At 71.8% G+C, this 24,271-nt stretch carries 25 protein-coding genes; 5 read left to right on the plus strand and 20 right to left on the minus strand.

What is annotated here, in order from left to right; translation table 11 throughout:
* Positions 1-218 precede the first annotated feature (218 nt).
* Entirely contained in the window at positions 219-1,016 is a 798-nt protein-coding gene (locus BM237_RS04565; RefSeq protein WP_093848148.1) for an isoprenyl transferase, read from the minus strand.
* 281 nt (positions 1,017-1,297) lie between these two features.
* Between BM237_RS04565 and mgrA the strand changes: the two genes are divergently transcribed.
* Positions 1,298-2,341 (plus strand): L-glyceraldehyde 3-phosphate reductase, encoded by a 1,044-nt coding sequence (gene mgrA / locus BM237_RS04570; RefSeq protein WP_093848019.1) that lies wholly within the window; start codon positions 1,298-1,300, stop codon positions 2,339-2,341.
* A gap of 248 nt (positions 2,342-2,589) precedes the next feature.
* Here mgrA and BM237_RS04575 read toward each other — a convergent pair whose 3' ends face one another.
* Positions 2,590-3,324 (minus strand): prepilin peptidase, encoded by a 735-nt coding sequence (locus tag BM237_RS04575; protein ID WP_093848021.1) that lies wholly within the window; start codon positions 3,322-3,324, stop codon positions 2,590-2,592.
* A 175-nt stretch (positions 3,325-3,499) separates the two neighbouring features.
* Here BM237_RS04575 and BM237_RS04580 point away from each other — a divergent pair, with 175 nt between their 5' ends.
* A complete protein-coding gene (locus BM237_RS04580; RefSeq protein ID WP_093848023.1) occupies positions 3,500-3,865 on the plus strand; it encodes a DUF192 domain-containing protein in 366 nt (121 codons plus the stop codon).
* 22 nt (positions 3,866-3,887) lie between these two features.
* On the opposite strand, the gene BM237_RS04585 is transcribed toward BM237_RS04580, so the two are convergent.
* The 18 genes from BM237_RS04585 to BM237_RS04670 all read right to left on the minus strand — a co-directional run bounded on the left by BM237_RS04585 (position 3,888) and on the right by BM237_RS04670 (position 20,415).
* Complete coding sequence (locus BM237_RS04585) at positions 3,888-4,376, minus strand: hypothetical protein (protein ID WP_139238056.1); 489 nt, start codon at positions 4,374-4,376, stop codon at positions 3,888-3,890.
* A gap of 160 nt (positions 4,377-4,536) precedes the next feature.
* On the minus strand, positions 4,537-5,265 hold the full coding sequence (locus BM237_RS04590; RefSeq protein WP_093848027.1) for an Imm52 family immunity protein: 729 nt from the start codon (positions 5,263-5,265) through the stop codon (positions 4,537-4,539).
* Between the two features lie 11 nt (positions 5,266-5,276).
* Positions 5,277-7,379 (minus strand): Tox-REase-5 domain-containing protein, encoded by a 2,103-nt coding sequence (locus BM237_RS29680; protein ID WP_245793395.1) that lies wholly within the window; start codon positions 7,377-7,379, stop codon positions 5,277-5,279.
* Positions 7,380-7,534: 155 nt separating this feature from the next.
* Complete coding sequence (locus BM237_RS04600; RefSeq protein WP_093848029.1) at positions 7,535-8,299, minus strand: hypothetical protein; 765 nt, start codon at positions 8,297-8,299, stop codon at positions 7,535-7,537.
* 152 nt (positions 8,300-8,451) lie between these two features.
* Positions 8,452-9,084: an OmpA family protein gene (locus BM237_RS04605; RefSeq protein ID WP_093848031.1), complete on the minus strand. Its 633-nt coding sequence runs from the start codon at positions 9,082-9,084 to the stop codon at positions 8,452-8,454.
* A gap of 4 nt (positions 9,085-9,088) precedes the next feature.
* The gene (locus tag BM237_RS04610) at positions 9,089-9,688 is read right to left on the minus strand and encodes a hypothetical protein (RefSeq protein ID WP_093848033.1); all 600 of its coding nucleotides are present in this window, start codon (positions 9,686-9,688) and stop codon (positions 9,089-9,091) included.
* 36 nt (positions 9,689-9,724) lie between these two features.
* Positions 9,725-10,372 (minus strand): pilus assembly protein TadG-related protein, encoded by a 648-nt coding sequence (locus BM237_RS04615; protein WP_093848152.1) that lies wholly within the window; start codon positions 10,370-10,372, stop codon positions 9,725-9,727.
* Positions 10,373-10,380: 8 nt separating this feature from the next.
* Positions 10,381-10,623, minus strand: coding sequence for a hypothetical protein (locus BM237_RS04620; RefSeq protein ID WP_093848035.1), 243 nt, complete (start codon positions 10,621-10,623; stop codon positions 10,381-10,383).
* Positions 10,624-10,841: 218 nt separating this feature from the next.
* Positions 10,842-11,885, minus strand: coding sequence for a response regulator transcription factor (locus BM237_RS04625; RefSeq protein WP_093848036.1), 1,044 nt, complete (start codon positions 11,883-11,885; stop codon positions 10,842-10,844).
* Between the two features lie 40 nt (positions 11,886-11,925).
* Positions 11,926-13,269, minus strand: coding sequence for a sensor histidine kinase (locus BM237_RS04630; protein WP_093848038.1), 1,344 nt, complete (start codon positions 13,267-13,269; stop codon positions 11,926-11,928).
* A 57-nt stretch (positions 13,270-13,326) separates the two neighbouring features.
* Positions 13,327-14,196 (minus strand): DUF5936 domain-containing protein, encoded by an 870-nt coding sequence (locus BM237_RS04635; protein WP_093848040.1) that lies wholly within the window; start codon positions 14,194-14,196, stop codon positions 13,327-13,329.
* 14 nt (positions 14,197-14,210) lie between these two features.
* Positions 14,211-15,149 carry a type II secretion system F family protein gene (locus BM237_RS04640; RefSeq protein ID WP_093848042.1) on the minus strand — a complete coding sequence of 313 codons (939 nt, stop codon included), beginning with the start codon at positions 15,147-15,149 and terminating at the stop codon, positions 14,211-14,213.
* Positions 15,150-15,249: 100 nt separating this feature from the next.
* The gene (locus tag BM237_RS04645) at positions 15,250-16,590 is read right to left on the minus strand and encodes a TadA family conjugal transfer-associated ATPase (RefSeq protein ID WP_093848044.1); all 1,341 of its coding nucleotides are present in this window, start codon (positions 16,588-16,590) and stop codon (positions 15,250-15,252) included.
* Positions 16,591-16,639: 49 nt separating this feature from the next.
* Complete coding sequence (locus BM237_RS04650) at positions 16,640-17,005, minus strand: TadE/TadG family type IV pilus assembly protein (RefSeq protein ID WP_093848046.1); 366 nt, start codon at positions 17,003-17,005, stop codon at positions 16,640-16,642.
* Between the two features lie 4 nt (positions 17,006-17,009).
* The gene (locus BM237_RS04655; RefSeq protein ID WP_093848048.1) at positions 17,010-17,435 is read right to left on the minus strand and encodes a TadE/TadG family type IV pilus assembly protein; all 426 of its coding nucleotides are present in this window, start codon (positions 17,433-17,435) and stop codon (positions 17,010-17,012) included.
* Entirely contained in the window at positions 17,435-18,724 is a 1,290-nt protein-coding gene (locus BM237_RS04660; RefSeq protein ID WP_093848050.1) for a CpaE/TadZ family protein, read from the minus strand. Before BM237_RS04660 ends, BM237_RS04655 begins: the two co-directional genes overlap by 1 nt.
* Positions 18,725-18,732: 8 nt before the next feature.
* Positions 18,733-19,431: a Flp pilus assembly protein CpaB gene (gene cpaB / locus BM237_RS04665; RefSeq protein ID WP_093848052.1), complete on the minus strand. Its 699-nt coding sequence runs from the start codon at positions 19,429-19,431 to the stop codon at positions 18,733-18,735.
* Positions 19,432-19,530: 99 nt separating this feature from the next.
* Positions 19,531-20,415 carry a hypothetical protein gene (locus BM237_RS04670; RefSeq protein ID WP_093848054.1) on the minus strand — a complete coding sequence of 295 codons (885 nt, stop codon included), beginning with the start codon at positions 20,413-20,415 and terminating at the stop codon, positions 19,531-19,533.
* A 506-nt stretch (positions 20,416-20,921) separates the two neighbouring features.
* Between BM237_RS04670 and BM237_RS04675 the strand changes: the two genes are divergently transcribed.
* From BM237_RS04675 to BM237_RS04685, 3 genes are all read left to right on the plus strand, one after another.
* Positions 20,922-22,457 carry a hypothetical protein gene (locus BM237_RS04675; protein WP_093848056.1) on the plus strand — a complete coding sequence of 512 codons (1,536 nt, stop codon included), beginning with the start codon at positions 20,922-20,924 and terminating at the stop codon, positions 22,455-22,457.
* A gap of 137 nt (positions 22,458-22,594) precedes the next feature.
* Positions 22,595-23,170, plus strand: coding sequence for a hypothetical protein (locus BM237_RS04680; RefSeq protein WP_093848058.1), 576 nt, complete (start codon positions 22,595-22,597; stop codon positions 23,168-23,170).
* A gap of 238 nt (positions 23,171-23,408) precedes the next feature.
* Positions 23,409-24,271 (plus strand): carbohydrate binding domain-containing protein (locus BM237_RS04685; RefSeq protein WP_425443644.1); only part of this gene is annotated, 863 nt, incomplete at its 3' end.

A 24,271-nucleotide genomic window follows, 5' to 3' on the forward strand; every position in this document is an offset into this window, starting at 1 on the left:
CCGGGCGCCGGCCCTCCGCGTCCTCGCCGTGCGTCTGCCCGCACGGTCGTCCGTGGTGTGCAAGGGGCCTCCCGGGGCCGTCTCCCTGCGCCGGGAGCCGGCCTGGAGGGGGTATTCCCTTCCGGGGCCGCCGCCATGCCCCGGCATATGCCTACGGTGCGATGAACGGCCGATGTCCCCCGGACGAGGGACACCGGCCGCAGCGGGGACCGCGTCCGTCAACCCCCGTAGCGGCGGTGGCGGGCCGCGTAGTCGCGCAGGGCGCGCAGGAAGTCCACCTTCCGGAAGGCGGGCCAGAACACGTCGCAGAAGTAGTACTCGGAGTGGGCGCTCTGCCAGAGCATGAAGCCCGACAGCCGCTGTTCGCCGCTGGTGCGGATCACCAGGTCCGGGTCGGGCTGCCCGCGCGTGTACAGATGCTCGGCGATGTCCTCCAGGGCGAGGTCCTCCGCGAGCTCCTCCAGGGTCGCGCCCCGCGCGGCCCGGTCGGCGAGCAGGGAGCGCACCGCGTCCACGATCTCCTGCCGGCCGCCGTAGCCGACGGCGACGTTGACGAGTATCCCGCGGTTGCCCCGGGTGCTCTCCTCGGCCTCCTTCAGCACGCGCTGGGTGTGGTCGGGCAGCAGGTCCGGCGTACCGACGTGGTGCACCCGCCAGCGGCCGTCCGAGGCCAGGTCGCGCACCGCGTCCTCGATGATGCCCAGCAGCGGCCTGAGTTCCTCGGCCGGCCGGCTGAGGTTGTCCGTGGACAGCAGCCACAGGGTGACCACCTCGACGTCCGTCTCGGCGCACCAGCCCAGCATCTCGCGGATCTTCTCGGCCCCCGCCTGGTGGCCCTGCTCGGTCGTGCCGCCGGAGGCGCGCGCCCAGCGGCGGTTGCCGTCGAGGATGACGCCGATGTGCTTGGGCACCTGCTCGTGGTCGAGACGCCCTTCCACCCGGTGGGCGTAGAGCCTGTAGACCAGGCGGCGCAGCCACCGGGGATACCGGGTGCGTCCCCGGGAAGATTGCAGCATCGGTTTGTTCAGCCCCTCCATGCAGGTCCCGAGCGCCAGGTCCTGTCCGGTCGTGTCTTCGCGGATCGGCCCGCGGCGCCCTGTGGCCCCTCTCCCCCCGCCAAGGCGCCTTCGCCCGGACGGATCCGGGAGGGGTGTGGGGGAGACCGCGGCTCGCGCCCGGCCGGGGCGGGCCGCGAAGAACCGGACGGACAGGTCCTCAGCACCTTACTGCCACGCCGTGCGGCCGCACGAGCCGGGAATGTCACAGAACGGCGATAAGACAGTGATAGGCAGAGCCCATGAACGACACGCCCCCGTACCGCCCCGACGAGTCCCGCTACGACACCATGCGCTACCGCCGCTCCGGACGCAGCGGACTGCTGCTCCCGGAGATCTCCCTGGGCCTGTGGCACAACTTCGGCGACGACCGCCCGCTGGAGGTCCAGCGGGCGATCCTGCGCCGCGCCTTCGACCTGGGGATCACCCATTTCGACCTGGCCAACAACTACGGCCCGCCGCCGGGGGCGGCCGAGGCCAACTTCGGCCGGCTGCTCGCCCGCGACTTCCGCCCCTACCGCGACGAGCTGGTGATCTCCACCAAGGCGGGCTACCTGATGCACCCCGGGCCGTACGGCGAGTGGGGATCGCGCAAGTACCTGCTGTCCTCACTGGACGCCTCGCTCAGGCGCATGGGCCTGGAGTACGTCGACGTCTTCTACTCCCACCGCTACGACCCCGAGACCCCGCTGGAGGAGACGATGGGCGCGCTGGCGTCCGCCGTCCACCAGGGCAAGGCGCTGTACGTGGGCGTCTCCTCCTACAGCGCGCGGCGCACGCGCGAGGCGGCGCGGATCCTGCGCGAGATGGGGGTGCGGCCGCTGATCCACCAGCCGTCCTACTCCATGATCAACCGCTGGACGGAGGACGACCGCCTGCTGGACACGCTGGAGACGGAGGGCATGGGCTGCATCTCCTTCGCCCCGCTGGCCCAGGGACTGCTCACCGACAAGTACCTGCGCGGCGTCCCGGAGGACTCCCGCGCGGCCCGGGGCACCTCCCTGGACCCGGGCCTGCTGACCGAGGAGGTCGTCGGACGGCTGCGCGCCCTGGCCGCCATCGCCGAGCGGCGCGGCCAGACCCTGGCCCAGCTCGCGCTGAGCTGGGTGCTGCGGGATCCGCGGATGACCTCGGCGCTGATCGGCGCGAGCAGCGTGGCGCAGCTGGAGGCGAACGCGGCGGCGGTGCGGAACCCGGAGCTGACCGCGGAGGAGCTGGCGGAGATCGACACCTACGCCGTCTCGGCGCCCGGCGCGAACATCTGGGCCCTCAGCAGCGAGGGCTAGCGAGGGCCGAGGGCCGCCGCGGCGGGAGCTGGGCGGCGGCCGGAGGGGGAGGCCGGGACGGGGAGGCCGGGACGGGGAGGCCGGGACGGGGAGGCCGGGACGGGGAGGCCGGGACGGGCCCGCAACGAACCCGGGACGGGCCCGAACACAAAGCGGGCCGGTCCGTGGGGGGGGGATACGGACCGGCCCGAGGGGGGGCTTCCACCATAGCCCCTGCCGCGCCGCGCCGCGCGCAACCGCGGCCCGGTTCACACGGTCAGTCCCCCCACCAGCAGCCCCACGAGGGCCCCCGCCACCATGAACGGGCCGAACGGCATGGCCGCCTTGCGGCTCGCCCGCCGGGCGAGGACCAGCGACATCCCGTAGACCGCGCCGAACAGGAAGCCCGCGAACGCCCCGCCCAGGAGCACACCCCAGCCGTACCAGCCAAGGGCCACCCCCACCGGGACCGCCAGCTTGACGTCCCCGAAACCCATGCCACGCGGGTTGACCAGGAACAGCACCAGATACACCCCGCCCAGCACCGCCCCGCCCAGCAGGGCGCGCACCCAGCTTCCGCCCGCTCCCGGCAGCAGGGCCGCGACCCCGAGCAGGACGGCGCTGCCCGCGGCGAGCGGCAGGGTCACCACGTCCGGCAGCCGGTGGACCCTGCGGTCCACGACCGCCAGCAGCACCGCACACGGCACCAGCAGCAGCCACACGCCCAGCTCCGGCCGCCCCCCGACGGCCGCGGCCACCAGCGCGCACACCACCGCCGTGACGGCCGCCGCCGGCGTGGCGCCCGGCCCGTACAGCCCGTCCCGCCCGTTCCCGCACTCCCCGCACCGGGCCGGCCCGAGCCATCCCGGCAACCTGTGCCCGGCGGGGCAGTGCGCGCGCCACGGCGTTCCCGCCTCGACGGCGAGCCGGTAGGCCGCACGCGGCACGAGCAGCCCGGCGGCGGTGCCGTAGACGGCGGCGAGAACGATCAGTGTCAGGCGCACGCGGCGAGCGTACGGCGGACGGCCCCGCCGGGCATGGGCCCCAGGGCCCACGCCCGGGCCCATCTCCTGTCCCGCGTACGCCCCTTCTGGTAGAACGGCGCTGCGCGGACGGTGCGAACGCCGCGAACGGCGCGGCCCGCGCGGGCCGACGGGCGGCGCGACGAGAGGGCCGGACATGGGGCGCTGGCAGGACGGCAGGGGCACGCTGCGCATCGCGGAGGAAGGCGGTGCGGAAGCGGTCGACGTGCCGGTGGAGATCGCCGCCTCCTACCGGACCCGCACCCGCGGCCTGCTGGGGCGCGACGGCATCGACGGGGCGCTGTTGCTGACGCCCGCCAACAGCGTGCACACCTTCCGGATGCGGTTCGCGATCGATGTCGCCTACCTCGACCACCGGCTGAACGTACTGGCCGTACGGACGATGCGGCCCGGCCGCCTCGGCCTCCCGCGGCCGCGCGCCCGCCATGTGCTGGAGGCCGAGGCGGGCGCCATGGCGCGCTGGGGGCTGCGGCCGGGCGTGCGGGTGACACTGGAAGCGTGACGCCGGGCGCACGCTCCGCCGGTCAGAACCGGGAGTCCGCCGCCAGGTCGGCCGCCATCCCGGCGGCACAGCCCGCCAGCGTGGCCGCACCGGACAGCGCGATCCCCTGGGCCGACATGTCCGTCCGCGAACCGATCATCAGCAGGCTCGCCCCGTAGGCCGCCAGGGGCACGGTCAGCGCGGCCGTCAGATGCGCGGCGGGCGAGCCGCGGAAGGGCTCGCGGTGCAGCCGCGCGGCGGCGAGGGTGGCCGACGCGACGCACAGAGCGGCGGGTATGTGGAAGAGCGCCATGCGCCAGCCCAGCGACTCGACGCGCTCGGGGGTGAGGGCAAACTCGCCGAGCGTCCGGTCGACGAGCAGCTGCGCCACCAGCAGGACCACGATCCCCGCCGCCCACGACCGGAGCACCGCCGGCAGCGCGCCCCCTCGTGTCCCGGAGTTCCCGCGCCCGGGGGCGGGCGCGCCGTACGGGTGGCCGGTCCCGCTCCTGTGTCCACCGCCGATTTCCATGCCCAACCGCCTTACCGTCGTGTCCCTCCCCCTCGTCGCACGACGCCGGGGCGTGCCGAGTGACGGGCCATGAGCCCGTAGACCCAATCCCGGGCCCAACCCGGCTCCGGCCGCCGGTCCCAGGGCCGGGGCCGGCTCCGGCCGGCGGCCGGCGGGTTCCTCAGAGCTTCGGCCGGTCCATGGGGAGCGGCAGCGGCGCCAGCGCCCCGGTCCCGCGCAGGGTCTCGTTCACCGAGAGCACCAGATCCGTCCCCGGCGCCTCCCCGCCCGGACCGGACAGGTCCACGACCACCCCGCCGTGCGCCACGGGCAGCCGCCTGCCCGGCAGACCCTCGGGGACGAGGGCCGCGCGCCCGGCGGAGAGATGGACGGCCCGGCCGCACCGCGGGCCGGCGTTGTCCAGGTCGAAGGCCTCCCGGACCGCGGACATCAGAGCGCGGTCGGCGAAGTCCCCCCAGTCGGTGTCCCAGGCGTCGGCGAGGGCTGCCAGCGCGCGGGGCAGCCGGCCGACCAGCGGGTCGTCCTCGTCCGCGTCCCTGGAGCGCAGCTTCAGCACCACGCTCTGGGGGACGCCGTCCGCGACACCGCCCGCCGAGACCCCGATCTCGGCCTTCGGCCTCCCCTCCCGCTGCGTCCACAGGCTGGTCCGGTATCCGACGGGGTACGCGTCCGGGTCCGGGTCGCCGCGGACGATGTACGCCGCGAACCCCTCCGGGTCGAGCGCGGCCCGCGGGGCCTGCGGCCCGGCCCCGGCGGTCTCCCGCCAGTCGGCGAAGACCTCCTCGTCGACCTCCTTCAGCCGCGCCAGGAAGTCGAGCCAGCGGTCGGCCAGTTCGCGCGGGCTCTCCTTCCTCGGTCCCCAGAAGCCCCGTACCGTGATATTGATCATGGTTTCCGGTCCTATTTCCTCACGGGCGTGTGGACGACCTTCACGTTAATACCAGCGTCCTCGAAGGCCTCCTGCGCCGCTTCGGCGGCGCTCTTGTTGGAGAAGTGCCACTCCACGGGTCTGCCGCCCGCGGCGTTGACCTGGGTCTGGGCCTGTTTGACCCACCGGTCCCGGACGTCCTGGGGAAGTTCGCCGTCCTTCACGTACTTCCCGTAGCCGAACTTCGCCTCCAGGTACGTCTGCCGCTGGGAGTCCCAGCCGTCGAACTCGACGTCCCGGCCGCCCTTGGGGTTCTTGACGAGGTACTCCTTGCCCCGCTTCACCCCGGACACCTGCTCCTGGTAGCGGATCCACCGCTCGGCGGCCTCGGAGTTCGCGGCCCGCTTCCTCGACCCCCACGCACCGTCGCCCTTGTCCTTGGAGCCGCGCCTGGGGTTCTTCAGGTCCTTGTACCAGGAAGGCTTCGGCCACTTCTTGTAGTCGCCGGGCTTGGCGGTTCCGGGCTTGGCGGTTCCGGGCTTCCCGGCCGGGCAGTTGTGGACGAGGGCCGCGGCGTCGCCCACCTCCACGTAGTAGGTGTGGATGTCCTGGACGGACAGGTCGTGGGTGCGCTGCTGCCGCTCGTAGCGCTCGACCCCCGTCACCCGCAGGGAGGAGCCCCGGGGTGTGCGCAGCTCGTCCCCGGGACGGATCTCACCCGCCTCCGCCCAGCGCGCCTCGTCCACCAGCCAGAACGGATGGGTGTCGGTGGCCGTCAGCGTTGAGGCACGCCCGCCCACCAGCACCGTCAGCCGGGTGAAGTCCTTGTCGTCCTCGGTCGTGATCGTCCCCGCCACCGGCCGGACGGTCGTCAGCCCCCGGTACGGATCGGTGACCGTGACCAGATCCCCGGCCCGCACCTCCTCGATCGCCCGGCGGCTGCCGTCCGCCAGCAGCACCGGCGTACCCGGCAGGAAACTGTGGTCGCAGGCGTCCTCGGCCTTCCTCAGCCGCTGCCGGGCCTTCTTCAGCTTCCCGGACTTGTCGATGATCCCTTCGAGGCCGTCGTAGAGGTCACCGCCGTGCTTCTTGATCTTCTTGACGAGCTCGACGGCCTTCTTCCACTTCCACGGCGCCCCGTACTTCGCCGCCAGCTTCCCCACCGCGCCACCGATCAACGAGGTCAGCACGTTGATCAGCGTCTCCGTGCACGCCGCACCGTCCCCCTCGGTGATGCAGTCCAGCGCATCGGTGATCCCCAGTTCCTCGGCGAGGATCTTCGCCAGCTCCTCCGCCGCCTCCTTCGCCTTCTCCTTGTCCCCCTTGAGCGCCTCCTCGAGGTCCTGAACCTGCTCCAGGGCCTCCTGGTACTCCGTGTCCTCCGGGGAGTCGGGCAGCTCACCCTCCGAGTAGGGCTCGTCCGCGGCGGCCTGGTCCGCGTCGGGGTCGTCGCCGGAGTAGCCGCCGTCCTCGCCGGGGCCGCCGGTGGGGTCCGCGTCGCCGGGGCCGCCGGCGACGGGCTGCTCACCGGCGGAACCGCACTCCCCGCCCACCACCCGGCAGATCTTCGCCCCGATCGACTGCCCCAGCTCGGTGGTCACCCCCGCCGCCACCAGACCACCGACGATCGCGACCACCACCACGACCATCCCGACGTACTCCGTCGAGGTCTGACCCCCCTCCGAGTACCGCAACCCCAGCATCCGCGCCGGGGAGACGGGCCGGCGCGGCGCCCTTCGCTCCCGTGCCAGGGCGAACCAGGAGCGCGCACGCGGTGTCGAGAGGAGCGCCACCACCAGCAGCGGCAGAACGAGATGGACCGGCCCCCACCACAGGCCGTCCCGGGTGTTCTGCCACGCCTGGACCAGAACCCATGCCTGAACGAGGTGAACGCCCGCCCAGGCCGGGCGCCCGGCCGACCGCATCCGGCCCGCCAGCAGCGCCCCGGCCACCCCGGGCACCCCGGGCACCAGGGCGTAAGCCACCGCCCGGCCGGCCGCACCGTCCGCCGCGTCCGCGACCGACAGGCCCAGCAGCACGAACAGCACGAGCCTCGCCGCGACCACCGCGCTCGGCATCGGTGTGCGCCCGGCGTGCCCGTGGTCCGAAGGCGCTGAGGATACGAGTCCCGACATACCGGCGAGGCTATTGAGCGGCCACCCGGGAGGCATGGGCCCGCGGGCCCAAAAGCGGGCCCAACGCCCTTGTTCCGAGGCGGGCTTGACACATGCCGGCCGGACCAGGAGGCGCCGGCCCCGGAACCCCCCGGCCGGCCCTTCCCCGCCCCGCCCTACCGCTCCAGCTTCTCGATCTGAGCGGTGACCACCGACTGCGGAATCCCGGGCTCGGTGAAGTCCATCAGGTTCATCGAGTAGAAGATCGCCACGCTGGAGCCCGAGCGGACCACCTTGAACAGCAGCGGCACCTTGTCGCCCTCGAAGTCGCCGTCCACCTGATAGGCCAGGGCGTCGTCGGCGCCGGTGGGGGCGGTGAGCTCCGTGACACCGGAGTACTTACTGGTGTCACCGCCGGTCTTGGTGGTGAAGCCGCCCGCACACGCCTTGACCGCCTTGCGCAGCCCCTCCATCAGGCGGTTCGCGGACTCCTGCTCGTACGCGCCGAGCATCTCGAAGAGGATCAGCCCGCCGGCCTCCTCGTCCTCGGACGTGGTGATGAGCTGCCGGTAGACCATCTCGGCCGGCTCCGGCTCGGGCGCGCCCCCGATCACCGAGGCGATCGGCCGGCACTCGGCCCGGTCGGCCTTCTCCAGGCCGGCACCGGAGACCTCCTCCTTCGAGGGCGTCTTGACGGTGTAGCCGGACACGTCCGCCGTCCTCAGCGCCGCCTTCTCCAGCTCCTGCCGGGACAGGGTCCTGGCCGGCTCGGCCGGGGTGGTCCGCGTCGGGGCCGGAGCGGCGGACGAGGACCTCCCGTCCCGCTCCGGTTCCTTCGCGTCCTCCCCGTCCGCGGAACCTGGGCCGCCGCAGGCGGAGGCGAGACCGAGCGCAAGGGCGGCGGCGGCCGCGGGCAGGAGGCGGGAGATGCGTGTCTTCATGGCGGCGGTGCTCCTGTGCACATGGGCTTGTGGCGACGGCGACGGCGGTACGGGCGGGGCCGGGCGGTACGCCCGGACCGGTCCGCCGGTGCGGCGACCGGTCCGGATCCGTGGAGGGTGCGGCGACGGCCTCGGGGGGCCGGCACCGGAAGTCAGTCGCCGCGCGGGAAGGCGATCTCCACCCGGCGGTTCTTCTTCCTCCCCTCCTCGGTGGAGTTGTCGGCGACCGGGTTGTCCTCGCTGTAACCGCGGATGTTGAACGTGATACCGGAGCCGAGATCCTTGAGCAGTTGCTTGTGCACCGCCTCGGCGCGCTTCTTGGACAGGACCTTGCCGTGCTCGTACGAGCCGAGGTTGTCCGTGTACCCGAAGACGTTCACCTCCGTGGCGCCCTGCTCCTCGATCTCCTCGGCGATCCCCTTGATCCTGCCGTTCGCCTCGGGGCTGAGCTTGGCGCTGTCCCTGCCGAAGAGAACTTCGGCCTGGAGTGTGAACTTGGTGTTGGACTCGGAGTCCTCCCGCTTCTCCTCACCGGCCTCGTCACCGACGACCTGCTTGATCTCCAGAACCTTGGGCTCGGCGAGAGTGGCGCCGTCCGGAAGCTTGAGATCGGGGTCGTTTATGTCGACCTCTCCCTCGAAGACCGAGAGCGCCGGCGCGATGTCGTCGGCGGCTGCCGGGGAGGTACCGGCGACCGTCGCCCCTGAGGCGAGGAGGGCGGAGAGCGCGAACACAGTGCCGTTTCTGCGGACTTCCGTCCAGAACGGGGGTCGGGAAGCGTTCATCTCGTCACCCGCCCGTGATCTCGACCGTGGCCGGCTGGAAGGTCGGGATCTGCAGATCCACGTGGGTGGTGTTCTCCGGCGGCGCGGGGAACTGCATGAAGACGTTCAGCTCGGAGTTGGCCTTGACGCTGGGGATTCCCATAGTGGCCAGAGGCCGGTTCTCGGTATCCCGCAATGTGTAGTAGCGCTTCTTCTCCGCCTTGTCCACCAGCGATGCGCCGCCCAGGGAGCCGCCTCCGGCTCCCTTGATCATTGCGAGTTCGGGCCCAGTCCAGGTCGCTGTGTCGTAGAACTCCTTGCCTCCGGTGTTCTTGATAACACCATTGACTGTGACAAACCCACCCGCATCACGCACCACGGAATTGATATCGAGGACAATGTCCTCCGGACCTTTGAGCGTGACGATCACCTTGCTGTCGTCCGCCACCTCGCCGCTGCCTCCCGTCCCCTCGTCCTGGGAACCGGTCGTCTGCTCGGTGGAGGGCTTGTCGGCGGCCTTGTCCTCACCATCGCCACCACCGCATGCGGACAGCGCGAGGGCGAGTGCCATCGTTGTGACGGCCACAGCGGCCCGGTGCGCCTGGTGGATCTGCCACATACTCATTGCTACTGGTCCTCTGCTCGTGGGTCGCGTTGTCGGTCAGTCGGAAAGCCGAACGGTGAAGAGGTCCGCCGCGTCGGGGAAGAAGTCCAGGTTCTCGGGATCGATGAACCGGTCCCTGCCGTCGCACGTCAGCTTGCCGGGGAAGACGGGCTTGTCGTTGCCGCCCCCGTTGTCCGGGTCCTCCCCGTCCTCCGGTTTCTCCTCGTCGGGCTTGAAGGTGCAGCGCGGTTCGATGACCGCGACGGCCTCCGCCGTCATGTGGATGTCCTCCGTGCCCGGGACGACGGTCTCCCCGAGCGGCTCCTGGGTCTTCACCCTCACGGTGAAGCCCGGACGTCCGTCGGTCAGCCGACGGCAGCCGCCCGAGGCTACGTCGGACTTGTTCTGCGCCGCGAAACGCTGGGCCTCCCTGCAGGCACCGTATGTTCCGAATCCTTTGCCGTTGAGGAGGTCGTCCCAGCTCCGGGGATTCAGGACCGAGGCGAGCAGACCCCGGCGGAGCTGGTCCCGCGCGTCCTGGGCGGCGGCCAGAGCGGCGGCGTCGGCCGCCGACTGGGCGCCGTTGCGAGAGGCGGAGGCCTGACCGACCACGAAATACGCGAGCGCGAGGAAGAGCAGGCTCGCCACCACCGTGATGTAGATGGGGACGGCCTGCCCTGCCTCGCGCTGTTTCCGTGGGGCCACGGATCCGATCACTCGCCGCCGCCGCCAACCTTGCCGATGGCTTCCTTGATCTTGTTGCCGATGGTCGTACCGATGTCCGTCATGCCCGCCACCACGGCGATGATCGCGATGATCGCGATCAGCATGCCGATGTACTCGACCGCGGTCTGGCCCTTGTCGCCACGGCGGGAGATGGCCTCGACTGTGGTGTTGGCCCAGCCGTTCACGCGAACCCTGGTGTCGGTCGCCAGCTTCAGAGCGGTGTTCTTCATGGTGTTCCCCTCCAAGTCCGGTCGACCGGTCGACGGCCGACGGGTAGGTCTCTGCGGTGCCGCCCGCGCTTCCGGCCTCCTTCTGACCGGTTCCGCCCACGACACGGGAAACGTACGCCGGAACACCACCGGACCGCATGGGTCCGTGGGCCCAAGTACGGACCCAAAGCCGGAGTTGGGACTTCTTCTCCGCCCGGGCCCCGTGGCCCGTCATGTGGTCAGCCACGACCTGCCGGCCCCCCTCGCGCCGTGCCCAGCCAGACCGCGATGGCCTGGCTGCGGCTTCCTGCGTGCAGTTTGGCGAAGATCCGGTTGACGTGGTTCTTGACCGTCTTCTCGCTGATGAAGCAGGCGGCGGCGATCTGCGGATTGGTCATGCCGGACGCGATCAGCTCCATCACCTCCACCTCCCTGCCGCTCAGGCCGAACCGTTCCGCCCCGGGCACTCCCCGGGCAGGAACCGACTGTGCCATATTGGATTGCTTGTGCGAAGTATTTTGGAATGAATGTGGCACATCCGATGCCGACCCTTCTCCGAATGAGCGCAGTTGACTCGATACCGGATGAGGGGTTTGCTCCGAATGACCGTGTGCGGTTGCACGCTCCCGCCCCGGGGCCGCGGGCTGGTGGCCGGAGCCGGCGAGAGCCGTACCGAGCCCTTCGGGCAGCGGCTGTCCCGGAGCGGCCACCGCGCCGCCGCGGAGGCCGGCCAGGAGGGCGTTGGAGGCCGTGGGCGTGAAGTGGGCCCGGCCCTGCCTGATGTCGCGGACGGCCGCGACCAGCTGGTCGGCGGTGAACTCCCCGTGGACCAGATAGCCTCCGGCCCCCAGGCGCAGCGCCTCGTGGACGACCTCGCTCTCGCGGCTGTAGGTGAGCATCAGCACGGGTGCCATGCGCACCAGGTGCGGCAGGGCCGAGATGCCGTCGACACCCGGCATCCGGACGTCCAGCAGCACCACGTCGGGCCGGTGCCGCCTGGTGGCCTCGTAGGCCTCACGGCCGTCGGCCGCCTCGGCGACCACCCGGATGTCGTCGCGCCCCTGGAGCAGTGCGGTCAGGCCCGTGCGCACGACCGGGTTGTCGTCGGCGACGACGAGCCGCAGCGGTGCGGCGGCGGGCGCCGGCGGCAGGGGCGGACCGTCGCAGGGTGCCGTCGGCAAAGGTGCGGGAGCGCGGTCCGGGGTGTGCCCCGGACGGGGATCGGTGCCGTACGGGGACGCGGGGCGGTGCTGCCCCGAAGCGTGGGGGACATCGTCCGGCATGGTGCGGCCTCCTCTCGGATGTGGGACGGGAAACGGTCGTTCAGGAGCGGATGTGCCGGTGCCGCTGGGCGACGGCGGCCAGGCCCTCCGGGAGCAGGGCGGCCGTGGGAAGGTCGAGACGTACCTCGGTTCCGGTGGCCGCCCTCCCCCTGCCGACACGGATGCGCGCGCCGATTCCCGCGGCGCGTTCCACCATGCCGACGAGTCCGAAGTGCCCGGCGCGTTTGAGCTGTTCGAGGTCGGTGCCCGCCGGCAGCCCGCGCCCGTCGTCGTAGACGCTGATGCGCAGCGAGTCGTCGACGACCCCGACCGAGACGTCGACGCGGGTGGGGCCCGCGTGCCGGTGCGCGTTCTCCATGGCCTCGGAGGCGATGGTCAGCACCTGCCTGGCCACCGCCTGGGGGACCGTCGGCACGGGCGTGCCGTTCAGCGGGCGGAAGGCGGCCTCCAGCCCCGTCCGGCGCGCGAAGTCCGCGGTACGGGAGGACAGTTCGCCGACGATGTCCACCCCGCCGTCCAGGCCCGAGTCGCGGCGCAGATCGGACAGCAGTTCCCGGGACTCCACCGCGGCGCGGCGTGCGGACCGGGCGACGAGTTCGGCCTGCCGTCTGAGGGCGCCGGGGTCCATGCGGTCGGCGGAGCCGGCCAGTCCGTCCGCCGCCAGGGCGAGACCGTGGAGGGTCTTGGCGACCGAGTCGTGCATCTCACGTGCCAGCCGGGCGCGTTCGCGCTCGACCGCCTCGGTGACGGCCAGCCTGGAGCGCATCTCCAGCAGGGCCTCGGTGGCGCTGCCGAAGCGCAGCATCAGCCTTCGCAGCGTGACCCCCACCGCGCCCGCGAGGACGCAGACCCCGGGCAGGAAGGCGGTGGCGGCGAGCGACGCGCCGAGCATGCCGTTGCCCGCGTACGCGACGGCCACGATCAGCAGGGTGAGGGCGGTGAAGAAGCCCGCGCCCCGCCATCCGTACACCAGTCCGGCGAGCAGCGGGGTGCAGATCGTGACGTAGCTCAGCGGACTGGCCGGTGTGGCCGTGAACAGCAGGAGGGCTCCGAAGCCGGCGTCGACGCCGAGGAGCGCGGGGTGCCGGAGCAGCAGGGGGCCGAAGCGCTCCCAGTCGCGGAAGAGCAGGTAGGAGCCCATGAAGGTGAACACGATCGCCGCGCCGACCAGCCAGGTGGGCCATCCCGGCCTCGTGCCGCTCAGGGCGAAGGGGGTGGTCAGTACGATCATGCCCAGCCGGAAGCCGAAGACCTGGCGGCACAGCGCCTGGAGCGCGCTGAGCTGGATCCTGAGCGCGGGCGCGGGCGCCGGCTCCTCCCGCGGCGCGGTACCGCCGCTGCCCGCGATGACGGATCCCGGCGGCCCCGCCGGCGTGAACGGCATCGACACGTTTCCCCCTCACACTTGTCGGCGGCGCGGCGGTGCGGCGGCGCGTGCGCTCTACAGGCCGGTTCCCGTGCCGAGGAACATCCCCGTGCCCAGCAGGATGATGGTGGCGGGCACCATCAGCATGGTGACGATGGACGTGGCCTTGGGCACGGCCTTGGCGGCTTCCCGGCGGGCGTTCTGGGCGTCGGTGCGCCGCATGTCGTTGGCGATCTGGATGAGCGTCTCGACGATCGGGGCGCCCAGTTCCTCGCCCTGCTGGAGGGCCGTGACGAACTGGGCGACCTGTTCGGAGTCGTTGCGTCTGCGCAGTTCGTCGAACGCCTGCCGGCGGCTGACGCCCATGTCCATCTGGCGCAGGGTGATGCGCAGTTCGTCGGCCCAGGGGCCCTGGTACTTCTCGGCCGTGCGCTCCAGCGCCTGGCGGAAGCCGAGACCGGCGGACACCACGACGGCGAGGACGTCGAGGAAGTCCGGGAGGGTCCGGTCGATGGCCCTGCGGCGCTCCCGGACGGCCGACCAGATGCCGACCTCGACCCAGAAGGCGCCGAAGGCGACCATGCCGATGGCGAGGACGGTGTGCCCGTTGACCAGCATGACCAGGGCACCCAGGCCACCGAGGAAGCCGTAGACGGCCCGGCGGGCCGCGTAGCGGTCGATGGTCAGGCCGCCGGGGTTACCCGCCATGTCGATTCTCCTGCGGACCTTGTTGACCCGGCCGGGCCCCATCAGGCGCAGCACCATGGGCGCGTAGCGCATGCCCATCCGGTCGATGCCGGAGCCCACGGCGCCGGTCCGCGTGGAGCCGACCTCCAGCGCGATGGCGAGGTCCCCGGGGAGCTTGGCCTCGGCGCGGTAGAGCCGTATGCCGGCGATGGCTCCGTAGACGCAGAGGCCGATGACGGCGGCGAGGAGGAGTCCCATGTGTCCGTGTCCTCTCAGACTTCGATCTTGCCCAAGCGGCGGACGAGGAAGAACCCGATGCCGTACAGGGCCATCGCGACGATCAGCGCCCCCTGGCCCAGCGGGGACGCCGTGATCTTGTCGAGGGCGCCGTCCCAGATGCCGTCCATCAGCAGCAGGGATCCCAGGCCCATCGCGGGGACGATGTAGGCGGTGCCGGTGACCTGCGAAAGCTGGGTCCTGACCTCGCGCCGGGTCTCCTTGCGGTCCTCCAGGGTCTGGGTGAGGTTGTGCAGGGAGCTGACGAGCGTGCCGCCCGCCCTGTTGGCCAGCACGAGCGTGGTGACCAGGACGGCCAGCTCGCGGGAGGGCAGGCGTTCGGCGAGTTCGCCGAGCGCGTCGTCGAGGGTGTGGCCGACGGCGAGCCGGTCGGCCACCCGGCTCAGTTCCTCGCCGGCCGGGTCCTCCAGTTCCTCGGCGGCCATGGTGATGGCGGTGCGGAGCGCGAGTCCCGCCTGTGTGGCGTTGGCGAGGACGCGGGTGAGCTCGGGGAGCTGGTTGATGAACCGCTCGGTGCGTTTCTGCCGCTGCCAGTTGAGGAAGGTGAAGGAGCCCCACAGGCCGATGACGGCCGCGATGGGTCCGAAGAAGGGCGCGAGCAGGGTGGCGGCGGTCAGCCACAGGCCGATGACGGAGCCGACCATGTAGACGAAGAACTCGCCCGGGGTCAGGTCGAGGCCGGTGGCCGCGAGCCTGAGTTCGATCCTCCTTCCGAACCGGGTGCCGCGCAGCCGCCGGTCGACGCCCTGGAAGTTGCGGCGGCGGCCGGACGTCTGCGTCTGCCCGGTGTGGGAGAGCCGGTCGATCAGCTCGGCGTGCTGCGCTTTCCCCGAGGCGTACGCGTGCACACCCGTGACCGCGAGCACGCAGCACAGCAGCGTGACGCCGATCGTCAGCAGTGCGAGATTGTCCATGTCCGGTGGGGGCTTCCTCGGTGTGGGCGGCGGGTTCGGGCGGCGGGCCGGGCCGGCCGTGGCGGTGTCAGGGGGGCGTCAGGGGGGCGTCAGGAGGGCGTCAGGAGGGAGTCCTGCGCACGGCGAGCTGCTCCTCGTCGGCGGCGACCCCGAAGGCGGGCGGGACGGGTTCGTTCTTCATGCGGAGGCGTTCGGCGATCCGGCGCGGCAGCGGGAAGTGGGCGAACTCCCCGTGGACCCTGCCGTCGCCGCCCATGGGAAGGGCGTCGAAGCGGCACACGGTGACGATCCTGTAGTCCTCCCGGCCGTGCGAGTCGACGAGGGCGATCTCGCTGATCCTCCGGGATCCGTCGGCGTTGCGGGTCAGCTGGACGATGACGTCCACGGCGCTGTTGATCTGGTCCTTGATCGCGGCGAAGGGGATCTCCACCTCGGACATGGACGCCAGGGTCTGCAGACGCATCAGGGCGTCCTCGGCGCTGTTGGCGTGGACCGTCGCGAGGGAGCCGTCGTGGCCGGTGGACATCGCCTGGAGCATGTCGAGCGTCTCGCCGCCGCGGACCTCGCCGACGACGATCCGGTCGGGGCGCATGCGCAGGGAGTTGCGGACCAGGTCCCGGATGGTGATCCGGCCCTTGCCCTCGACGTTCGCGGGCCGGCTCTCCAGCGTGATCACATGGGTCTGCTGGAGCTGGAGCTCCGCCGAGTCCTCGATGGTGATGATGCGCTCCCCCTCCGGGATCAGTCCGGAGAGCGCGTTGAGCAGCGTGGTCTTCCCGGTGCCGGTGGCCCCGGAGACGATCACGTTGAACTTGGCCCGGACCAGCCCGGCGAGCAGCATCATCATGTGCTCGTCGAGGGAGCCGAGGCCGATCATCTCCTGCAGGGTGTAGGCCCTCGGGAAGCGCCGGATGGTCAGGGTCGCGCCCGAGAGGGCGAGCGGCGGGATGATCACGTTGACGCGCTCGCCGGAGGGCAGCCGGGCGTCGACCATCGGATTGGCCTCGTCGACGCGGCGGTTGACGGTGGAGACGATGCGCTCGATGGTCTGCATCAGCTGCTCGTGGGAGGCGAACCGCATCGGCAGGAGCTCCAGGCGTCCGCCCCGCTCCACGAAGATCTGGTCGGGGCCGTTCACCATGATCTCGCTGATGGAGGCGTCCTCCAGGAGCGGTTCCAGGATGCCGAGGCCGAGCGCCTCGTCCACGACGCGGCGGATGAGCATGGCGCGCTCGTGGGTGGACAGGACGGGGCCCTCGCGGCTGATGATGTGCCCCAGCACGCGTTCCAGCCGGACGCGGCGCTCCGTCGCCGCGAGGGAGGACATCTCCGCGAGGTCGATCTCCTCGAGCAGCTTGGCCCGGTAGACCGCGACGAGGTGGCTCTCCTCCTGCTGGTTCGAGGCCGCCTCGGGGGCGTTGATGCGTGCCTTCAGGCTCATGGCTCCAGTTCTCCTTCCGGTCCCCGCTGTCCGCCGCTGCCGGCCGCTGTCAGTCGCGGGGCATGGTGGTCGTCCGCTCCGTGTCGCCGAAGGAGACCCCCGGGATGATCGAGGGGATCCTGACCGTGGCCGTCACCCTCACCTCGTCGTGGGCGCCGGCCCACTGCCGGAACCGGGCGCCGTTCGCGAGCCAGTCGCTCATCGCCTCCCGGCCGGCCTGCGCGGGGGGCATCTCGGGACGGTCGTGCGAGGCCATGCGGGCCGCGGCGCGGGAGGCCGTGCCCGCCTGCTGGATCGCGTACGCGGCGAGGCCGAACTGGATCAGCGCCAGCCCGACCAGGATCAGGACGGGGAGCATGCCGATGTACTCGACCGCGACCTGCCCGCGGTCGGAGCGTCGTCTGCGCAGCACCATGGCTTCAGTTCTCCTTCGCCGCCGCGGCGTTCCCGGTGACCGAGAAGGGGAAGTCGACGATCCCGGGGAAGAGGACGGGAACCTTGAGGCCGACCTCCGCCTTGACCAGCCCGGAGTCGACCCAGCAGTCGGTTCTCGCCGACTTCCGCCAGTCGCCCTCCAGGCCCTCCTTGCCCGCCCGCTCGCACGCCTGGCCCCGGCTCTCCCTGCGGAGGTCGGCCACGGCCGCGGCGTGCGCCGCCTTGTCGGCCGCGTTGCCGGCGAGCGTGTAGGTGTAGCCCAGCAGCGCGCACTGCCACAGCAGCACGAGGGTGGCGATGATGACCGGCAGCATGCCGATGAACTCGACGGCCACCTGGCCCTCGTCACCGCCGGTGCGTGAGCGTGCCGCGGTCCGGCCCCGTCCCGTCCCTGTGTCGACTTCCCCCATCAGCCGGTACCCCCGCTCGGTTCGGTGGTGTCGTTGTCACGGCGTCCGCCGCGGCGGCGGAGCAGACCGACCGCTCCCCTGTCCCCGTACCTGCCGCCCTTGCCCTGCTGTGCCCTGGCCGTGTCGACCAGTCCGAGTTCTCCCGCCAGGGCCCACATCGCCTGCCTGACGGAGCCGCGGGAGTCCAGGTCCTGCACCCGGCCGGAGTCGACCGCCGCCTGGAGTTCCTTGAAGCCGGCCGGGATCGCGACGCGGGCGACCGGGGTGCCCACGATCCGCTCGACGAGCGGGGGCTGGATCTCGGTGTTGCGGGTGTGCCGGTTGACGACGGCCAGCGTCTCCTCCGCCTTGCGGATCTGCAGCCGGTCCCACAGCCGGATCATGCGCTTGGCCGCCCGGACGGCGACGACGTCGGGGGTGGTGACCAGCACCGCCGTGTCGGCCATCTCCACGGCCGCGGCGTTCGCTCCGTTCATCTGCGTACCGCAGTCGACGACCACGACCTCGTACCGGGAGCGCAGCGCGCTGACGATCTGGCGGGCGGCTCGCTCGTCGACCTCCTCGCCGCGTTCGCCCTCGCCCGGGGCCAGGAGCAGGGCGAGGCCGGTGGGGTGGGAGAAGAGGGCGTCCTGGAGGACGCGCGGCGAGATGTCGGCGATGCTGGCCAGGTCCGCGATCGAGCGGCGGAACTGGACGTCGAGGTACGACGCCACGTCGCCGGCCTGGAGGTCCATGTCGACCAGCGCCACGCTCCTTCCGGAGGCGCGGGCGGCGAGTGCCAGCTGGACGGAGAGCAGGGTGGCGCCCACGCCGCCCTTGGCGCCGCTGACCGTGACCGCGGTGCCGCCGGGGCCGCTGAAGACGTCGGCGCCGGAACCCAGGTGGCGCCGCACTCCCACGGCCCACTGGGCGGCGGCGGAGACCCGTGCGGAGAGCTCGTCGTACGACAGCGGCAGGCCGACCAGCCCGCGCGCGCCGGAGTCCATGGCCGCCGAGTACAGAGCGGGGCCGGCGTCCGCGCTGATCAGGATCACCCCGACCGCCGGGAAGCGCAGCGCGACCTCCCGGATCAGCTCCAGCGCGGGGACCGGCCCGATGCGCTCGTGGACGAGCACGACCTCGGGCAGGTCGCCCACCGACTCGCCGGCGAGTGCCGCGAGGGTGTCCAGGAGCAGGGTGGAGTCGCCGACCGGCTGGGCCGGCTCGGTGTCGGGAAGCTGGCTCAGCAGTGTGGAGACGGACCGGGCCGCGTCGGCGTCGCCGACGGCCGGGAGGATTCTCGTGACCATCCGTTGTCTCACCTGTCTCCGACGAGGGTGTAAGTGCGTTCTTCCTCGGAGATGGTCGTGTCACTCCCGGGCGCGACGAGGGCGAGCCGGACGTTGACGGCGAAGGACTCGGCGAAGGCCACACGCTGGGTGTCGAGGGTGTTGAGCGCGAAGGTGATCGGCACCGCCTCGGACTCGCGGTTGATGTCCTCGTTCTCCTTGGTGATGGGGGTGAGCTCGCCGACGTCGATGACACGGGCGTTGCTGACGATCACCCGGGAGATCTCGTTCTCCTTCTTGTCCTGGAAGGTGGCGTAGATGTTGACCGTGGAGCCGGGCCGGATCTTGCCCGCGACGCCGGTGGCCGCGTCGATCATGATGGCGATCTCCTGCTCGCCCTCGCGGAGTTCCGGCTGGTCGGTGATCATGTCGCTCTGGAGGAGCGACCCCTTCTTCAGCGGGTTGGTCGCGATCTTGCCGCTGAACTCGTCGGTCGCGGTGACGGCGGTCCTCGGCAGCCAGCGCCTGGGTATCGTCACCTTCTCCACGACGCTCTCGTCCAGGGCCCGGTAGGCCGGCACGTTCTTCGACAGGCGGTACGCGGTGACTTCCGGGCCGACCTTCGACTCCACGTCGCTGATCACCGACAGGACGCCCGCGAAGGCCGCGAAGGCGCACAGGACGGACAGCAGCAGCAGGATGACACCGCGGCGCTGGCGTGAGTTCATGGTTGCGGACTACCTCGTTCGGGGACGTTGGCGTTGGGCGGTTCGTGCGGGCCGCATGCGGCCGGGCCACAGGGCCTGCGGTGCGGCCGACGGCGCTGCTCAGTGCGGCCGGCCGGATACGGAAGCCCCCTGACTGACGACGTCGGCGGTTCCGCTCCGGTTCTCGGGCGGTGTCACGGGCGAGGAGCAGAAGACGCAGCGGTCGCCGATCAGTTCGAGACCGCACCAGCGGCACTCGTCGCGCCGTACCGAGCTGACGAGCTGGTACAGGACGGAGACGTCCGGGATGGACGCGGCGAACTCGACCAGCTTCCCGGTGCCCCACCAGCGCGGTGAGTCCGCCGGGAGCCGCGCCTCCTGGACGCCCGTCACCCGCCACTGCGGGGCGAGTGTGCCGGTCACCCAGTCCGGGGAGAGCTGGCCGGCGGCGCAGGTGAGCCGGGTGGGGAACTCCGGGCCGGACAGCGTGCCGCCGTCGCCGATCCTGATCATCTGCGGTGCCGGGGCGGCGAGCACCCCGAACTGGGTGCCGGGCATCCAGGACCTGGCGTGCGCCTTGAGGCTGACCGGGACGTGGTCGAGTCCGGTGACGGAGTTCAGCAGGGCGCCGGCGTGGATGTAGTGCGCCAGCAGGCGCGCGGCGGCGCCGAGGACCCCGGGGCTGAAGCCGCAGGTGGAAAGCTGGCGCAGTTGGTGCACCAGGACGCCGGTCGCCAGCGGCGGCAGGTCCGTGCCCAGCAAGGCGATGCGGTCGCTCTCCAGCATCGAGCGGACGGTGTGCAGCCGCCGCACGAAGGGGGCGGGCACGGACGACTGGTACAGCACGACGACGTAGCCGTGCTGCTCGACGAGGACCTGCGTCTCCGCGAGGGCGGCGTCCAGCGACTGCCGGTCGGGAGGCGTCAGGACGTGTGCCGTCGGCGTGTGCGGATCCGGCGGTGGCAGCACCAGATCGGCGCTGGTGACAGCTATCGCGGTGGGCATCCGAGGTTCCCCGTTCAAAACTGCTCCGGCCTGCCGAGTTCTATACGGCCCGTCAACTCAGCAGCTTATCCGCGCCTTAAGCGGCAGAGAATAGTCACCGAAGTCCAGCGGATGCGCTTTCACCGCTCCCCCTGGCCAAATGCTGACACAGCGTGACGCAACGGCACCTCGCGGGCCGCTTCCCGCGCGGACTCGTGGGAAAATTGCCCGAGCTCCGTTTTCACCGGCTGCCACGCGAACGCAATTGGTTGAGCCGTGAATTTGCACTGTCGGTGACATCGATCACCCCCGGCGCCGAACCGGTCCGGCAAAAGGCCAGGTCCCCGACCAGACACCGGACCGCACCCCCTCCCCCACGCACTTTCCGTCATCGCAAAGGCTTTGGGCCCGTTTTTGGGCCCAGGGGCCCACGCCCCCCTCCTCCCGCCTGCCTAGCCTCACCGGCGTTCGGTCGAAAGCCCACGGCACACGGGACAGACAGCAGACACAGGACAGGGGGCCGTCGCATGGCGCCGAGAGGTGACGGCGGGTCGGGCGTACGGTTCGGCGACCGGGGCGCCACCGCGACGGAGTACCTCGGCATGCTCGTGGTGGCCGTCGCCGTCCTCGCCGCCGTGTCGGTCACCGGGGTCGGGCAGGCCGTCGGCGACCGCATCAGATGCGCCGTCGCCGGCATCGGCGGCGGAGGCTGCGGGAACGGGGGCGGCGACCGGGCCGCGCCCAGGACGGACGCCGACTACGAACCCACCATGTGCAACACCCGCAACTTCTCCGACAAGGCCGGCGCCAGGGGGAGGTTCATGTGGATCGAGTGGGGCGAGGAGTACGGCTTCAGACAGCAGACCCACCGGGCCAACACCGACGTCAACGAGGACGGCCGGGTCGACGGGGACGACAGGCTCGTCCACATGACCTTCACCGACGCCGCCTCCGTCGGCGCCAAGGGCTCCGTCAGGACCGGCCTGAAGGTCGGCAGGCTGGGGACGGAGAGCGTCTCCCTCGGCGCCGGGCTCAAGGTCACCAACGGCGACACCTGGGTCTTCGAGAGCGAGGAGAAGGCCCAGCGCTTCCGCGACGACATCGAGATGCTCAAGACCTACGAGCTCACCAACCGGCACGCCGGCGAGGCCAGTGCCGGCAACGCCATCCTCGCCATCTTCGGCAAGGGGCCCATCGCCGAGGAACAGCGGCTGCGCGACCGGCTGGAGGAGCGGATCGGCGACCGGCACATCAGCTACGGCACGATCGGCCTCAACGGCACCGCCGAGGCCGGACTCAAGCTCTCCGCCGGGGACGACGGGAAACTCTCCGCACGGCTCGGCGGCAACGTGGAGTTCGCCCCCGAGGTCACCGTCACCAACGACAGGTTCCGCGGCACCAGGTCCTACACCTACACCGCCAGGCTCACCTACGGCGGCAAGGCGGGCTACGAGGCCGGGTTCCTCAAGGGCGACCACCACGGGAAGACCGCCCGCACCGGCTCGATGACCGTCGTCCGCGACGACGAGACCGGTGAACTGCTGCGCATCGTGATGACCCGGACCGTCGAGACCCGGGGCAGCGGCTACAGGGGGGAGGCCGGCGGGAGCAACGGCAGGAGCGGCGGCGACAAGCGGGGCGGCAGCGCCTCGGTCACCGACGACTCGGGAACGTCACAGCTCGAGGTCGTCACCGACATGGTCTCCTTCCCCCCGGGCGCGGAGGGGGACGCCGGCCGTGAGACCGCCCAGCGGTGGCTGGACGGGAACGGGGACGACACCGCGCCCTTCGCCTACATGTTCGACGGCCGCGCCCCGACCACCCGGCCCGGCGCCGACGACCCCTTCGGCCGGCTGATGTTCGACGAGGGCGTGTCCAGCAGGATGTCCTACGACGGGGAGACCGACGCCGCGGCCTACGGTTTCGAGGTGAACCTGGGGATGAGCCTGGGCTTCTCGGTCTCCACCGAGCAGAAGGAGGAGACCCTGAGCGACGCGCGGTTCCTCGGGGCGCCGAAGGACGGAAGGCGCGAGTACGTCCCCTACAGCTACTGTGCGAACTGAACGCCCCTCCCGGCGGTACCGCGTCGCGCCCCTGCCGGGAGGACCGAACCAGGAGAGCCGGACCAGGAGAGCCGGACCGGGAAAGCCCGACCAGCGGAGCCCGACCAGAAGAGCCCGACCAGGGGAGCGAGTATCCGATGAGCATCATCGCCCGGACCGCCGGACGCGCCCTCCCGGCGCTCGCCGCCGCCGCGCTGCTGCCCCTCCTCGCCGGCTGCGGCGGGCAGGAGGCGGGGGGCGCGGCGATACCCGGGGGCTGGGGGACGCTGGAGACCGAGCGGCTGACCGTCGCCCACCCCGGAGGCTACCGGGAGCAGGGCGAAGGGGAGCGCGGCGAGCACAACGACGCCGCGGCGGTCCTCACCGAGGACGGCCGGACCACGGGCATGGTCTCCGTCCAGCTCGACTTCATGAAGGCGGGGGACCCCGACATGGCAGCCACCGGCGCGGAGGCCCGCGTCCAGCTCGGCGCGACGCCCACGGGGCGCGAGGAGGTCGAGGTGGAGGGGACGGACGGGGCCCGGCGCATCGACTACGAGTTCACCTCCACCGGTGAGCGCGGCACACCCGGGAAGGGCACCCGGATGAGGGGTGTGATGGTGGCCGGACTGGACTCTCGCGGCAAGGCCTTCCTGGTCACCGTCGACACCGTCGAGGGCGGGCTGTCCGAGGCGGATCTGGACAGGATCGTCGACAGCGTCACCGTCCGGTAGGGGCGGGCTGCGGGGCGGCCGCCGTCCCGCTCGCCCCGGTGTTCGCCATGGCCTTCTGAACTCCCTCTCCCCTCCCGCCGGTTGCGGGAGCCGCCCGGGGAGCGTGCCGCGCCGCGGCGTATGTCACGGAAAGCTCCGCCCCCTCTTGACATCCCCATTGGTCTGAACCATTCTTCCGGCTCAGCACGGTGGCCACCGTCTCCCCACGCGCGCTCACCCCCTACGCACGGAGGCAGCAGTGGAACGCAGGACGCGAACAGACACCACAGGCGGCGGGAGAGACGCGGCGCCCGGCGCGCGCCGCACCTCGCGCGCCCGCACCAGAATCGTCGCGGCGCTCGGCGCCGGGGCGGTCGCGGTCGGCGCGGTGGCGTTCGGCGGGCTCTCGGGCAGCGCCGGGGCCGCCGAGCCGAACCTGGTGCAAAACGGCGGCTTCGAGTCCGGCCTGAGCGGCTGGACCTGCTCCGCCGGCAGCGGCACGGCCGTCTCCTCCCCCGTCCACGGCGGCACGGCGGCGCTGAAGGCCACACCCGCCGGCAGCGACAACGCCAAGTGCACCCAGACCGTGGCCGTGCAGCCGGACTCCCAGTACGAGCTGAGCGCCTGGGTGCAGGGCTCGTACGTCTACCTCGGCGCATCCGGCACCGGCACCACCGACGTCTCCACCTGGACCCCGGGCGGCTCCGGCTGGCAGCAACTGCGCACCTCCTTCACCACCGGCCCGGACACCACCTCGGTCACCGTCCACACCCACGGCTGGTACGGCCAGAGCGCCTACCACGTGGACGACGTCTCCCTCGCCGGCCCCGGCGGCGACCCGGGCGAACCCGACCCCGACCCCCAGCCCCCGGCCGCACCCGCCACACCGGCCGTCGGCGCGACCACCTCCTCCTCGGTCACCCTGAACTGGAACGCCGTCGACGGCGCCACCGGCTACACCGTCTACCAGGACGGGACCAAGGCGCTGTCGGTGCAGGGCACCTCGGCGACCGTCACCGGACTGGCGGCCGCCACCTCCTACGAGTTCCGCGTCAGCGCCGTCAACGGCGCGGGCGAGTCGGCCAAGTCCGCCCCCGTCACCGCCACCACCGACCGGACCGG

It is taken from the genome of Streptomyces mangrovi (assembly GCF_900114215.1).
GTDB lineage: Bacteria > Actinomycetota > Actinomycetes > Streptomycetales > Streptomycetaceae > Streptomyces > Streptomyces barkulensis.